This is a genomic window from Shewanella xiamenensis, assembly GCF_014647135.1.
Classification (GTDB): domain Bacteria; phylum Pseudomonadota; class Gammaproteobacteria; order Enterobacterales; family Shewanellaceae; genus Shewanella; species Shewanella xiamenensis.
This window is the reverse complement of the sequence record NZ_BMOP01000004.1, coordinates 90,098-103,565: the sequence shown is the minus strand read 5'-3', so window position 1 is coordinate 103,565 and position 13,468 is coordinate 90,098. Positions and strand designations below refer to the sequence as shown.

The following is a 13,468-nucleotide window of genomic DNA, read 5'->3' as shown; positions in this document are numbered from 1 at the left end:
TCATCGAAGAAACTAGGCTAACACATTATTTATACGGGAAATTTAATCAGTGAATTAACAAAATTGCGTTAGTAAATCGTTCACAAACATATGACCTTTACTGGTTAATTGCCAATGTTCAGCCGATTCGGTGAGTAAACCCCGTTGTTTGGCCTTTTCCATCCCATCCTTTAAGGTGTCTCGGTGTAAACCGGTTCTGTCTTCAAACTCTTGTTTAGGGATTGGCGTCATTAGGCGCAGACGATTCATCAAGTATTCGAGGGCGCGATCTTCTTGAGCGACTTCAGTTTGTTCGAAGGTATAGTTGCTGGCCGCTAAATAACCTTTAGGGTGTTTAATTTTGACCGTACGAATGATGCGATTTTCTTCAGGTAAGGTCACTTTGCCATGGGCACCGCAGCCTATACCTAAATAATCGCCGAACTGCCAATAGTTAAGGTTATGCCGGCACTGATAGCCAGGTTTGGCATAGGCCGAGATTTCATACTGCTCATAACCGAGTGCCGCTAACTTTTGTTGCCCTTGTTCGTAGATCTGCCAGAGATCTTCATCGTCGGGCAGTTGCGGTGGCTTGGAGTGAAACAGGGTATTGGGCTCAATCGTCAATTGATACCAAGACAAATGCGGAGGATTGAGTGCGGCTGCGGTATCGATATCTGCCATGGCTTCGGTGAAACTTTGATTCGGAAGTCCATGCATCAAATCCAAATTAAAACTTAAATAACCCGCTTGGCTGGCTTTTTGGGCGGCGGTTTGGGCTTCGTTTTGATCGTGAATTCGCCCCAGCAGATTAAGCTTATCCTTAGAAAAGCTTTGTACCCCAATCGATAACCGAGTGACCCCAGCGGCGCGGTAGGCACTAAAGTCATCGTGCTCTAGGGTACCAGGGTTGGCCTCCATGGTGATTTCAATATCGTCACTAAAGGGAATTAGCGAGTTGGCGCCATCCAATATCCGTTTGATTTGATTGGCATCAAATAGAGACGGTGTTCCACCACCAATAAAAATAGTGTGTAGCTTACGGCCCTGTACTAAGTGCAAGTCTTGGCGTAAGTCCGCTAGCAGCGCATCCACATAGGCCTGCTGGGGTAATTCGCCATTTTGCCCATGGGAGTTAAAGTCACAGTAAGGACATTTTTGTACACACCAAGGGATATGGATGTATAAGCTCAATGGCGGCAGGGTTAACTCAGGTGGCACGGTTACTGACATTATTGGGCGTTCCCGTCGGTAAATACGCCTTTTTCCTGCATGGCAGCAATCAGTTGCACTAACGCTTTACCACGGTGACTCAAGGCATTTTTCTCGTCACTGCTCATTTGGGCTGCGCTGCAATCATGGTGTTCTGGAATAAAAATCGGATCGTAACCATGGCCGTTGTCACCCCGTTGTACGAAATCGATTTGGCCTTCCCACGCGGCTTGGCAAATGATGGGCGTTGGGTCTTTCGCATGGCGCATATAGACTAAAACGCATTGGAATCTGGCCGTACGCGGCGCAGGATTATCCTTTAATGTGTCTAAGAGTTTTAACACATTGTCTTGATCCTTGGCATTCTCCCCCGCATAGCGCGCAGAGTAGATGCCCGGTGCACCTTGGAGTAAATCGACTTCTAATCCCGAGTCATCGGCAATGGCGGCAAGTCCAGTAATTTGTGCCGCATGTCTGGCTTTGATAATGGCGTTTTCGACAAAGGTGGTGCCCGTTTCGGCCACTTCGCTAACGTTAAATTGGCTTTGTGGCAGCACTTTTACGCCGTAGGCGGCGAGCATTTGATCGAATTCGGCAAGTTTACCTTTATTGCCACTGGCGAGGACGATTTGTTGCATGGGGTACCTATTTCATTGAGCGATGTTTACGGCGGCAATGATACCCAAGCTGAGCGGTAAAGGACAGAAAAAGGCAGGACGATAATTGGTATCGTCCTGCCTGTGAGGCTGAGATTATTCGACGTAGAACTTTTGTTTAAACTGTAGGTTAGTATTCAGCTGGTTCCTATACTTGATGGCGATGTTGAAATTAATCTCTTGATCGTCGCGGTATGGGACTTCAGCAATATAGTAAATGGCCTTACCTTCACGGATTTCTCTAAATTTTAAATCGATACGCGCATCGAGTAAGTTATTGGCAACACCGGTGATTTCAACGGGCACGGCGGGTGAGCCTTCTTCACTCGTATCTAATACCGCGATGTTGATAATACCTTTGTAGCTACTACGCTCAATGCCATAGGTTTTAGCAATACTGGGGGTCAGAAAGGTACTTCCTAACGCGATATAATGAATATCAAAATTACCGACGGTTTCTTTTTGCTCGGCATTAGCGACACCACAAAGGCTAGCTGTTAATGCGAGCATGATTAGGAGGTTACGTAACATAATGTTGTACCTTAACTTAATATGAGAGATTGCTTGATTATATGTATCTGAACCTAGACTTCAAACGCTGTGTTTATTCGAGCAGTGTCGCGATTTCTGTCGGGACGTTTTTAGGAGCGCTAATCCGTACCTGTTTATGGCGCCCCAATTCGCCCTTAAGGATGTGAACATCGCTTTTAGGGACTTTAAAGGCCTTGGCTAAATATTTGCTTAAATGGGCATTGGCCTTGCCATCAATAGGCGGGGCGGTAATGGCGACTTTTAACTCATCACCATGAAGCCCAACTATCTGATCGCGACTCGCTTTAGGTTGAATATACAAATTAAGCAGCAAGTCGCCTTGCTGCATAATGACTGCGCTCATTAAATCACGGCCCAAAAAGGTACGTATTGCGCCAACAGCATGTTGATAAAGTTCATGCCGATAATCACTAACATTACCGACAGATCTAAGCCACCAATTGGCGGAATGATGCGGCGCACTGGGGCCAAAATGGGCTCGGTTAATTGCCCCATAATCATCACGATCGGATTATAGCCTTGATTGAACCAGCTCAAAATCGCCCGGATGATCAACATCCAAAACAGCAAAATGCCCGTCTGTTTGATGACAGTGACAAGCGCAAATACAAAGAACAGCACAATATCAATAGCGCCACCGGCGATAAGGCTCAATAGCAAGACTTTTACGATGACAACCAATAATGCCAACACAAACGAGGCTGTATCAAATCTTCCTATTGATGGGATCACTCGGCGCATTGGGGCGATGAGTGGGTGAGTTGCTTTCACGATAAATTGACTAAAAGGGTTATAAAAATCGGCCCGTGCCAAGGGGAGCCAGAGCCGTAAAATCACTACCATCAAATACAAATCGAAGAGTGTGCTGATCAAGAAGGTTAATGCATTCATCGAGATTTCTGCCTATATGAGTCCAATTAAAAACGCCCGTTATCTTTGTTTGAGCCGTCGGGAAAGTGGTTTAATTAAAATGTTTTTGCCATTTCTTCTGCGCGATTAATGCAGTTTTCCATGGCATTTTTTACGACGCCACGGAGATCTGCCGCTTCGAATGTGGCGATGGCTTGCGCCGTTGTCCCACCTTTAGAGGTGACATTTTCCCGTAAATTACCCAGCGTGAGCTCAGGATTTTGTTTAGCCATCATAGCAGCACCAAGGGCGGCTTGCTGCACTAAGCTTCTGGCTTTGGCTTCATCCATGCCCATTTGTTTACCCGCATCAATCATCGATTCCATCAGCAGGAAGAAATATGCTGGTGAGCTACCAGCAAGGGCAATGACTTGATTAATTTCAGATTCTTCATTTACCCACACTATTTCACCGCCGCTGGACATCAATCGTTCAGTAATGGCTTTTTGTGCATCCGATAGGGGTTGCGGTGCGTAGAGTCCCGTCATGCCGACGCCGATTTGCATTGGGGTGTTTGGCATAGTGCGAACCAGCGTGATGGGTTGTGCTAAATACTGGCTGTAGCGTTCAGCTTTAATCCCCGCGGCAATAGTAATGATCAGCTTGTTTGACATATCAATGTTTTGCAGTGCTTGGCAGACTGGTTCCATCAACTGCGGCTTAACGGATAATACGATGACATCGGCATCTTGGGCGGCGCTGACATTATCTTGGGATACAGGCACACCAAAGTCGTGAGCGAGGGCGTCGAGTTTACCTTGGCTTGGGTTGGTCGCCTGAACCTGTGATGCTGGATAACCGCTACGAATTAAGCCGCTGATAATACTACGGGTCATATTGCCCGCGCCGATAAAGCAGATTTTTTGTTGACTCATGTGTACCCCATAATGTCTGGCCTAGGGCTGAATCCTATGGTTCAGCGATGACAAAATTAGACCGGATAAAAATTTCTATTTAATGTTTCTTTACAGTATTTGGGCTTTAGCCTGTAAAAACAAGGCCAAATACCGAGTCAGTCGCTATACCTTAGTTTTCAATCTGTGATAGCGACAGTTGGCAATGACCTCTTTAATGGCAATGGGTTTGATACTTATCGACTCAATTGATCGTTTCTTTTGAGGAATAATCCCGCTCTCCAAAGATGGCGCTGCCAATTCGCACCATGGTTGAGCCGCACTCGATAGCGATGTCCAAATCATTACTCATGCCCATTGATAGTGTATCGACATCGGGATAATGCTGTTTCAGTGTCTCGAATAACTGCTTTAGCTCGGTAAGTTCCCGGGTTTGCTGGGTAATGTTATCGGTTGCAGTGGGAATAGCCATTAAGCCTCTGAGCCTTAACTGCGGCAGTTGGCTGATGATATTGGCTAGCGGTAGCATTTGCTCGGCATCGATACCAGATTTTGTGTCTTCATCACTGATGTTGATTTGAATACACACATTAAGTGGCGCAAGGTGAGCGGGGCGCTGTTCATTGAGCCGCTGGGCAATTTTTTCTCGGCTAAGGGTGTGCATCCAATCGAAGTGCTGGGCAACTAATGCGGTCTTATTGGATTGTAGAGGCCCAATAAAATGCCATTCAATATCGGGATGAGTATCTTTTAGCGCTTCAATTTTTGTCGCACCTTCTTGAACATAGTTCTCACCAAAGCAACGCTGGCCTGCATTATAGGCGGCTATAATATCTGCGATAGGTTTAGTTTTACTGACGGCAAGTAAGCGAATAGTGTGAGGTAAGCGTGCGCATTTTTGCGCCGCTTGCGCGATCCTGCTCTGGGCGTGGGCGAGTCTGTCTGCTATTGTTGTCATGATGTAATTATCTAGTTGCAAGGATATCCCAAACTATGGAAATCACTGAGTTATTAGCTTTTAGTGTAAAACACAAAGCCTCGGATCTACACCTCTCTGCAGGGATATCTCCCATGATCCGTGTCGACGGTGAAGTGAGAAAAATCAATCTGCCCGCGCTTGATCATCAGGGTGTACACAGCCTTGTGTACGACATTATGAATGATAAACAACGCAAGGACTTTGAAGAACATTTAGAAATCGACTTTTCGTTCGAAGTCCCTAATTTAGCGCGTTTCCGTGTGAACGCCTTTAACCAATCTCGCGGCGCTGCGGCGGTATTTCGTACCATTCCCAGTGATATCTTGTCACTTGAGCAGTTAGGTGCGCCTGAAATTTTTAAAAAAATTGCCAGTTTTCCCCGAGGGTTAGTGTTAGTCACTGGGCCTACAGGTTCGGGTAAGAGTACCACACTTGCGGCCATGGTCGATTACATCAATGAAAACCGCCATGATCATATCTTAACCATTGAAGACCCAATCGAATTTGTTCATCCAAACAAGCAATGTTTGATTAACCAACGGGAAGTGCATCGTCATACCCACAGCTTTAACGCGGCGCTACGTAGTGCACTGCGTGAAGACCCTGACGTTATCCTCGTCGGTGAGATGCGTGACCTTGAAACCATTCGCCTGGCGATGACGGCGGCCGAAACGGGTCACTTAGTTTTTGGTACCTTGCACACCACCTCGGCAGCTAAGACCATCGATCGTGTGGTTGATGTTTTCCCTGCCGGTGAAAAGGACATGGTGCGTACCATGTTGTCTGAATCATTACAGGCGGTTATTTCGCAAACTCTGATTAAGAAAATCGGTGGTGGCCGTGTGGCTGCCCACGAAATTATGATGGGAACGCCCGCCATCCGTAACCTTATCCGTGAAGATAAAGTGGCGCAGATGTACTCAGCCATTCAAACTGGGATGGCCCATGGCATGCAAACACTCGAACAGTGTCTGCAAAACTTAGTGAACCGTGGCCTCATCACCCGTGAGGATGCCATGGCGAAGAGCTCAAACAAACAAGCGACGTTTTAAGGATTTATGATGGATGTCCGTCCGTTTTTAAAAGTCATGGTGGAGCGTAAAGCCTCGGACTTGTTTATTACCGCAGGGTTTCCGCCGAGCGCCAAAATCGATGGTGAGTTACGCCCGTTAGCCGAGAGTGCCTTCACGCCCGCGCAGTCTTTGGATTTTGTCGAGTCCGTGATGACGGAGGCGCAAAAGAAGGAATTTCACACGACTCGCGAGTGTAACTTTGCTTTTGCGGTTAAGGAGTTGGGTCGTTTTCGCGTCAGCGCATTCTGGCAGCGTGAGTCTCCGGGTTGTGTTATGCGCCGGATTGAGACCAAAATCCCTGAAGTGGATGATTTAAAACTGCCACCGATTTTAAAAGATCTGGTGATGAGTAAGCGTGGACTTATCATCATGGTGGGGGGGACAGGGACCGGTAAATCGACTTCCTTAGCTGCATTAGTCGGTTACCGCAATGCCCATGCCCGCGGGCATATCTTGACGATTGAAGACCCTGTGGAATTTGTTCACGATCATCGCAAAAGTATCATTACTCAACGTGAAGTGGGCATAGATACAGAGTCCTTTGATGCGGCGCTGAAAAGCTCGTTGCGTCAGGCGCCTGATGTGATCCTTATCGGTGAAATTCGAACCCAAGAAACCATGGAGTTTGCGCTCTCCTTTGCTGAAACGGGCCATCTGTGTATGGCGACACTGCATGCTAACAATGCTAACCAAGCATTAGACCGGATTATGCACTTAGTGCCAGAGAGTAAACATCAACAGCTATTATTCGATTTGTCACTCAACCTGCGCGGTATTGTGGCGCAGCAGCTGGTGGCTAAAGTTGATGGCACAGGGCGCCGGGCGGCGATTGAAGTCTTGATCAATACGCCACGTGTCGCGAGTTTGATTGCTAAAAACGAGCTGCATTTGCTCAAAGAAACCATGGCCAAATCGAATGAGCAGGGCATGCAGACCTTTGACCAAGCACTGTTACAGCTCTATGTCGATGGGGAGATCAGTTATGCCGACGCGCTTCACCATGCTGACTCACCCAACGACTTGCGGTTAATGATTAAATTGCAAAATAAAGAACCCGCCAGTTCGAGCTTTATGGAAGGCGTGACCTTGGATATGGATTAATCCTATTTTGTCGTGTGTTAAAGCAGCTCGATTGAGCTGCTTTTTTATCAGCTAAAGCAATCGATAACTCCTTGTAGCTTTTATTTTTTTATTCAATATGATCTTTACCGTAGCAAGTGACGTAATAAGAATAAGTTCGCCTATCTTGGATCATTGAATAAGAAGGACATTATGATGAAACTCCCGCTATTTATCTTGACTAGCTCGATGAGCACCAGCGCTTTGGCGGCAACATGCCCAAGCTACCTTGATGTTGAAGTGCGTAAATTGCACTCAGAACAGAGCGTTAACTTATGTGAGCTCACTCAGGGTAAGCCTGTGCTGCTGGTCAATACCGCCAGTAATTGTGGTTATACGCCGCAATTTAAAGCCTTAGAAGCACTCTATCAACAATATAAAGATAAAGGGTTAGTGGTAATTGGTTTCCCTTCGGATGATTTTTTCCAAGAGGAGAATGATGAAAAAGACACGGCTAAGGTGTGCTACATCAACTATGGTGTCACCTTCACCATGCTCGCGACGTCTCCCGTCCGAGGTAGTGATGCTAACAGTGTATTCAAATACTTAGGCGATAAAGCTGGCTCACCCAAGTGGAATTTCTACAAATATGTAGTGAGTGGCGATGGCAATACTGTGCAGCAATTTAATTCTAAGGTTAAACCCGATAGTGCCGAGCTTAAGCAGGCAATAGAATCCGTGCTTTAATGCCCAATTTATTCATTTACAAATTTTAAGAGGCTACTTTGGCTAGGTTTTCAGGATTATCAAAAGAGATGGGCCACGCAACGCGTGGCAAAGTGGGTGTGTTGTTACTTAACCTTGGCACGCCAGATGCGCCAACGGCATCGGCCGTAAGGCGTTACCTTGCAGAGTTTTTATCCGACCCTCGGGTGGTAGAAATTCCAAAACTCCTCTGGATGCTGATTTTACATGGCATAGTGCTGCGCGTTCGCCCAGCAAAGTCCGCGGCACTTTATCAAAAGGTGTGGACAGAAGCTGGGTCGCCACTGATGGATATCAGTTTGCGGCAAACGGCTAAATTGTCCGATAAATTAACCGCCGATGGTTATCCAGTGTCGGTTCACTTAGCTATGCGCTATGGAAACCCTTCAGTGGCAAACACGTTAAAGGATATGCATAAGCAAGGGATTGATAAGATAGTTGTTTTACCCTTATATCCCCAATATGCTGCGCCGACAACGGGTTCCGCTTTTGACGCTATTGCCAAGGAACTTTGTCAATGGCGCTATTTGCCCTCGCTGCATTTTATTCATACTTATCACGATAACCCTGAGTTTATTGCTGCATTAGTCAATTCGATTCGTGCCGATTTTGACAAACATGGCAAGCCACAAAAGTTAGTGCTGTCTTACCATGGTATGCCTGAGCGTAATCTTCATCTGGGTGACCCCTATTATTGTTTTTGCATGAAGACCACTCGTCTTGTGGCTGAGCAATTGGGTTTGGCCAAAGATGAATTTGCGATTACATTCCAGTCACGTTTTGGTAAAGCTAAGTGGTTACAGCCTTATACGGATGCGACGATGGCGGCTCTGCCGAGTCAAGGTGTGCGTGATGTTGCGATTGTGTGTCCAGCATTTAGTGCCGATTGTTTAGAGACGTTAGAAGAGATCGTGGGCGAAAATGGCCATATCTTTACTCATGCTGGGGGGGAGAAGTTCCGTTATATTCCAGCGCTAAATGATAATGATGACCATATCAGCATGATGGCGAGCTTGGTTAAACCCTATCTGTAAGCTTTATAACAGTTGAGATAAAAAAGGATAGCTCAGGCTATCCTTTTGTTTTATTGCTTATTATTCGCCGAAATGATTTTCAAAATAGCTTTCGACAATCAATACGGCTGACACAGCATCAACTTGACCTTTGGTGAGGGCTTTGAAGCCGCCGAGTTCAAATAGCCTAGCTTTTGCATCTGTGGTAGTGAGTCTTTCATCCTGAGTGACAATTTTGACCCCAAACTTAGCGTTTAGTCGGTTGGCAAATTTTCTTGCTCTGTGGGTCATTTCTTGTTCTGTGCCATCCATGTTGAGCGGTAAACCCACGACGACTAAATCGGGTTGCCATTCTTGGATGAGTTTGGCTATTTCATCCCAATTTGGAATGCCATCAACGGCCTTAAGAGATAAAAGTGGTGTTGCGCTGGAGGTAATTTGTTGCCCTACGGCAACGCCGATGCTTTTTGTCCCAAAATCAAAACCTAACACGGTTTTAGTATTCATCTGATATTAACTCGTTAAATAAAGTGAGATTAAGCGTGGCCTGCCTGTGTTGAAAGTTGCCAAGCCTCAAATCCCAGTGAACGGCTAGCTTGTTGCCATCTATCTTCGTGGTTTACTTCAAAGAGTAAGGTGTGATCAGCGGGGATCGTAAGCCAAGAGTTATCGGCAAGCTCTTGCTCTAACTGATTTTTACTCCAGCCAGCATAACCTAATGCTACGAGAAACTTATCTGGTGAGCGCTTACTGCCTATAGCGGTTAATACGTCTCGAGATGTGGTAAGCATCAGTCCCGAGCCTAATTCCGTACTATTGGCCCAATAGGGTTGGGAAGTATGTAGTACAAAACCTCTATCTTGGGAAACTGGCCCGCCCATTAAGACTTGCGATCCCATTGCAAAATCGGCAGACACTTGCTCTGTTGGGAGATCCATCTGCTCGAGCAAGGAGTTAACTTCAATGCCCAGCGGTTTATTAATCACTAGTCCCATGGCGCCTTTTTCATCGTGCTCACATAAATAGATGACGGTGCGCTCAAAAAAAGTGTCATCGAGTGATGGCATGGCGATTAAAAAATGGTTCTGCAAACTCTCCATTAAATGCTCCGTTCAGCCCACATGCATTGATCGATAGATAAAATCCAGCTACTTAGGATCGTGGCGTATCAACCGCCGGCTAATTTGACTTTATAGTTTTGTTTTTCAAGCAACTGTTTGAGTAGTTCACGGTTATCGGTTTGCACTTCGATCGTGAAATCTTTAACCGTCCCACCACAACCACATTGTTTTTTAAGTGTTTGTGCTAGTGCTTTTAAGCCAGCATCGTCAAGCCCTAGGCCTGAAATGACCGAGACACCTTTACCTTTACGGCCTTTGCTGTCTCTGTGGATACGCACAATGCCATCGGATGCGGGGAGTGCTTTTGCTTCTGGTTCGGCAGTAATGCGACCTTTATCAGTGCTGTATACTAAGGAAACGTTGGGATCTACTCTCATAAGTCATCTTTTATCTGAATGTAAACTGCTTAAGTCTATCAAATTCATTATGCTTCGTGGAGGTAAAAAGTAGAGGTAAAAAAAGGCCACAGACAGAGACTGAAAGTGGCCGAAGGTAAATGCTAGCTCTTTGCAGGGAAGTAGCATGTTTTCAAATGGAATTTATAGATGTTGCAAAACCATAGCGATTAATGCCAATGCGGTGAGTAGGGCGCAGGGCATAATAAAACGATGTAATTTGGGAAGTGCAATTAAACAGGCTGTGGCAACAAAACCAAATGCGGCAATTGTGGTGTAGTCTGCACCATTTGATACAGCTTCGAATATCAGCCAACTCATTACAATCAAAGGCAAAAACAATAACATCATCGGGAGATGAGGCGTGAGTTTATTGTTATTGGTGTCGATTGAGGCTTTTTGTGGCGCTAGCCAGAAAATTGCTGATGCAACAATCAATGCGCTAATGAACCAGTACATGTTATTTATCCCTTAATCGCTTTAAGTGATAATCATTATCATTTAAAGCGATTGCTGAAGTCAAGCTGAATAACGCTCTGCTTTTCATTATATTGAGTTGTAGAATCGGCCATTGCTCTGTAAGCTAAATTTATTTATCGGCTCATTTGTGTTCTTTACGAAATCCAAGGAAATCACCATGAAAAATTTTATCGTAGGGTTAGCAGTGCTGGCCTTGAGTGCTTGTAGTTCTCTTAAGTCTGGTTGGGACTATGATCCCAGTGCCAATTTCTCTCAATACAAAACCTATGCTTGGGTAGCACAAAAGACTGATGCTTCAGGTTATCATCTCGATGGTCTGATGGATCAGCGAGTGCGTGATGCAGTTAATGCACAACTTTCTGCTAAGGGCATGACGTTAGTCGATGCAAAAGACGCTGATGTCCTAGTTAACTATCTGACTAAAATCGACAAAAAGATTAATGTAGATACTTTCAATACCAACTTTGGCTATAACCCTTATTATGGTCCTGGTTGGGGATGGGGTGGCAACATGCAAACTCAAACCACGGTGAGAGAATACGAAGTTGGTACGTTGATCATTGATTTAGTTGATAATAAAACCGCTAAGTTAATATGGCGTGGTTCGGTGGCTGACACCATTCGTGATAAAAATACTCCTTCTGAAAGAGTCCAGCTCATCAATGATGCCGTTGGAAGTGTCATGGCGAATTATCCTCCGAAACCTGAAAACAAATAATTTACTTTTAGTCTAAAAAAGCGGCTATTAGGCCGCTTTTTTTTGGCCAAAATTTAGGCTTGAATGACGTGATGTTGAGTTTTCTACAAAATTTCAAAGTTTAATTGATTATGCTTTATTAAAACTTATCAAAAAATAAGCTTAATTGAATGCGGCTGGCAACTGTCTGTTAGTTAATTTATTGTTATTTAAGGAGTGTGGCGTAGCGTGATATTGAAAGTTAGAAATGACTAATGCATAAATGGTATCAATAGATTAAATATTCTAATGACAAAATTTAAATAATCTCATTATCCAGCCCGTGGATTATCAGGCAAAATCCGTTTTTTATGTATGGGTAATAAGTAGTTTAAATGCAAGAAGCGCAATTTATCGGATTATTATGGCTGATTGGGATTTTGGCTGAGGCCATGACTGGGGCATTAGCCGCTGGCCGTAAGCAGATGGATTTATTCGGCGTAGTCATTATCGGTTGTGCTACCGCTATTGGTGGCGGCACCTTACGAGATATGTTACTTGGAAATTACCCTTTGATTTGGGTCGAGAATGTCCACTATCTAATTGCGATTGCATTTGCATCTTTGTTAACTGTCGCGATTGCGCCAGTTATGCGTTATTTGTCTAAGCTGTTTTTGGCAATCGATGCCTTAGGCTTAGCTGTGTTCTCAATTGTTGGCGCGCAAAAGACCCTGATGCTTGGTTTTAGTCCAACTATTGCGGTCGTTATGGGATTGGTTACCGGTGTTTTTGGTGGTGTTATTCGCGATATTCTTTGTAATCAAGTGCCTTTGATTTTTAAGAAAGAGCTCTATGCAGTAATCTCACTCTTTACGGCGGGGTTATATATCACGCTAAACGCCTATCAATTGGCTGAGTGGATTAATCTATTAATTTGCTTAAGTTTTGGATTTAGCTGGCGGATGTTAGCATTACGCTATCATTGGTCTATGCCTACCTTCGACTATCAAGCCAACGGCGACCAACATACGCACTAATAAAAATAGGGCATTAAATGCCCTATTTTTATGCTTATTACTGTGCTTGAATGGTTTTTAGCGCCTCTAGCGCGGCATCATAGTTTGGATGCTGGGCAATGTTGGGTACTAATTCTTGGTACTTGAGTTTACCTTCGGCATCGACGATGAAAATCGCCCGTGCAAGTAAGCCATAATCTTCAATTAACAGACCATACTTCTCGCCAAAATCACGCCAAACAGAATCTGATAACACTTTAATATTTTCGACATTCTCAACTTTACAAAAACGTTTTTGCGCGAAAGGTAAATCCGTGCTGATGGTTAGCATGACGACATCATCAGAAAAGTGGCTGACCTCGCTATTAAAGCGTTTAGTTTGTAGCGCACAAACACCCGTATCCAAGCTAGGCACTGCACTAATCAGGATGGTTTTTCCCTTAAAGTCGGTTAAGTTGATTGGATTGAATTTATCATCAACGACTTTAAATCTTGGGGCCATTTGCTCAAGTTGAGGTAATTTTCCTTCTAGGGTGACAGTCTTTTCACCCATCATTACTTGGGTTTTATTGCTGGCAATCGCCATAGGGCTGAGCAGCATTACACTAAAAACACAGCCAGCGGCCAGAAATGAAACATACTTTGGCATATTCTCTCTCTTACTCAGATATGTGTGCATATTCGGTTAAGGTACGCCAAAATCCGACTTATCACCATAAAAAAGGCCGG

The 13,468-nt window shown here is 44.8% G+C and carries 18 protein-coding genes; 6 read left to right on the top strand and 12 right to left on the bottom strand.

Going from position 1 to position 13,468, the window contains the following annotated elements; translation table 11 throughout:
• Positions 1 to 54 precede the first annotated feature (54 nt).
• From hemW to IEY09_RS05225, 7 genes are all read right to left on the bottom strand, one after another.
• Complete coding sequence (gene hemW, locus IEY09_RS05255) at positions 55 to 1,212, bottom strand: radical SAM family heme chaperone HemW (protein WP_037429445.1); 1,158 nt, start codon at positions 1,210 to 1,212, stop codon at positions 55 to 57.
• Positions 1,212 to 1,829 carry an RdgB/HAM1 family non-canonical purine NTP pyrophosphatase gene (gene rdgB, locus IEY09_RS05250; RefSeq protein WP_037420793.1) on the bottom strand — a complete coding sequence of 206 codons (618 nt, stop codon included), beginning with the start codon at positions 1,827 to 1,829 and terminating at the stop codon, positions 1,212 to 1,214. Before rdgB ends, hemW begins: the two co-directional genes overlap by 1 nt.
• 114 nt (positions 1,830 to 1,943) lie before the next feature.
• The gene (locus IEY09_RS05245) at positions 1,944 to 2,378 is read right to left on the bottom strand and encodes a DUF4426 domain-containing protein (RefSeq protein ID WP_037420790.1); all 435 of its coding nucleotides are present in this window, start codon (positions 2,376 to 2,378) and stop codon (positions 1,944 to 1,946) included.
• Positions 2,379 to 2,451: 73 nt separating this feature from the next.
• Positions 2,452 to 2,742: a DUF167 family protein YggU gene (yggU, locus tag IEY09_RS05240; RefSeq protein ID WP_037420787.1), complete on the bottom strand. Its 291-nt coding sequence runs from the start codon at positions 2,740 to 2,742 to the stop codon at positions 2,452 to 2,454.
• Positions 2,742 to 3,290: a YggT family protein gene (locus IEY09_RS05235; RefSeq protein WP_037420784.1), complete on the bottom strand. Its 549-nt coding sequence runs from the start codon at positions 3,288 to 3,290 to the stop codon at positions 2,742 to 2,744. The genes yggU and IEY09_RS05235 overlap by 1 nt, the downstream gene beginning before the upstream one ends.
• A 74-nt stretch (positions 3,291 to 3,364) precedes the next feature.
• Positions 3,365 to 4,183, bottom strand: a complete 819-nt coding sequence (gene proC / locus IEY09_RS05230; RefSeq protein WP_055647821.1) for a pyrroline-5-carboxylate reductase — start codon at positions 4,181 to 4,183, stop codon at positions 3,365 to 3,367.
• A gap of 223 nt (positions 4,184 to 4,406) precedes the next feature.
• A complete protein-coding gene (locus IEY09_RS05225) occupies positions 4,407 to 5,120 on the bottom strand; it encodes a YggS family pyridoxal phosphate-dependent enzyme (RefSeq protein WP_140907514.1) in 714 nt (237 codons plus the stop codon).
• A gap of 35 nt (positions 5,121 to 5,155) precedes the next feature.
• On the opposite strand from IEY09_RS05225, the gene IEY09_RS05220 reads away from it, so the two are divergent.
• The 4 genes from IEY09_RS05220 (at position 5,156) to hemH (ending at position 9,072) form a co-directional block, all read left to right on the top strand.
• A complete protein-coding gene (locus IEY09_RS05220; protein ID WP_037420775.1) occupies positions 5,156 to 6,193 on the top strand; it encodes a type IV pilus twitching motility protein PilT in 1,038 nt (345 codons plus the stop codon).
• Between the two features lie 9 nt (positions 6,194 to 6,202).
• Positions 6,203 to 7,315 (top strand): PilT/PilU family type 4a pilus ATPase, encoded by a 1,113-nt coding sequence (locus tag IEY09_RS05215; protein WP_188870156.1) that lies wholly within the window; start codon positions 6,203 to 6,205, stop codon positions 7,313 to 7,315.
• Positions 7,316 to 7,486: 171 nt separating this feature from the next.
• Positions 7,487 to 8,020, top strand: a complete 534-nt coding sequence (locus IEY09_RS05210; RefSeq protein ID WP_037429431.1) for a glutathione peroxidase — start codon at positions 7,487 to 7,489, stop codon at positions 8,018 to 8,020.
• 68 nt (positions 8,021 to 8,088) lie between these two features.
• Positions 8,089 to 9,072, top strand: a complete 984-nt coding sequence (gene hemH / locus IEY09_RS05205) for a ferrochelatase (protein ID WP_086024055.1) — start codon at positions 8,089 to 8,091, stop codon at positions 9,070 to 9,072.
• Positions 9,073 to 9,132: 60 nt separating this feature from the next.
• On the opposite strand, the gene ruvX is transcribed toward hemH, so the two are convergent.
• The 4 genes from ruvX to IEY09_RS05185 form a co-directional block, all read right to left on the bottom strand.
• Positions 9,133 to 9,558 (bottom strand): Holliday junction resolvase RuvX, encoded by a 426-nt coding sequence (gene ruvX, locus IEY09_RS05200; RefSeq protein ID WP_055647823.1) that lies wholly within the window; start codon positions 9,556 to 9,558, stop codon positions 9,133 to 9,135.
• Positions 9,559 to 9,587: 29 nt separating this feature from the next.
• The gene (locus tag IEY09_RS05195) at positions 9,588 to 10,151 is read right to left on the bottom strand and encodes a YqgE/AlgH family protein (protein ID WP_069453279.1); all 564 of its coding nucleotides are present in this window, start codon (positions 10,149 to 10,151) and stop codon (positions 9,588 to 9,590) included.
• Between the two features lie 68 nt (positions 10,152 to 10,219).
• Positions 10,220 to 10,549 carry a stress response translation initiation inhibitor YciH gene (gene yciH / locus IEY09_RS05190; protein WP_047533731.1) on the bottom strand — a complete coding sequence of 110 codons (330 nt, stop codon included), beginning with the start codon at positions 10,547 to 10,549 and terminating at the stop codon, positions 10,220 to 10,222.
• A 162-nt stretch (positions 10,550 to 10,711) separates the two neighbouring features.
• Positions 10,712 to 11,026: a hypothetical protein gene (locus IEY09_RS05185; RefSeq protein ID WP_037420754.1), complete on the bottom strand. Its 315-nt coding sequence runs from the start codon at positions 11,024 to 11,026 to the stop codon at positions 10,712 to 10,714.
• Positions 11,027 to 11,204: 178 nt separating this feature from the next.
• Here IEY09_RS05185 and IEY09_RS05180 point away from each other — a divergent pair, with 178 nt between their 5' ends.
• Positions 11,205 to 11,765 (top strand): DUF4136 domain-containing protein, encoded by a 561-nt coding sequence (locus IEY09_RS05180; protein ID WP_037420751.1) that lies wholly within the window; start codon positions 11,205 to 11,207, stop codon positions 11,763 to 11,765.
• 353 nt (positions 11,766 to 12,118) lie between these two features.
• Positions 12,119 to 12,760, top strand: a complete 642-nt coding sequence (locus IEY09_RS05175) for a trimeric intracellular cation channel family protein (protein ID WP_037420748.1) — start codon at positions 12,119 to 12,121, stop codon at positions 12,758 to 12,760.
• 37 nt (positions 12,761 to 12,797) lie between these two features.
• Here the strand turns inward: IEY09_RS05175 and tpx are convergent, their stop codons facing one another.
• Positions 12,798 to 13,388: a thiol peroxidase gene (gene tpx, locus IEY09_RS05170; protein WP_144344748.1), complete on the bottom strand. Its 591-nt coding sequence runs from the start codon at positions 13,386 to 13,388 to the stop codon at positions 12,798 to 12,800.
• Positions 13,389 to 13,468: the final 80 nt, after the last annotated feature.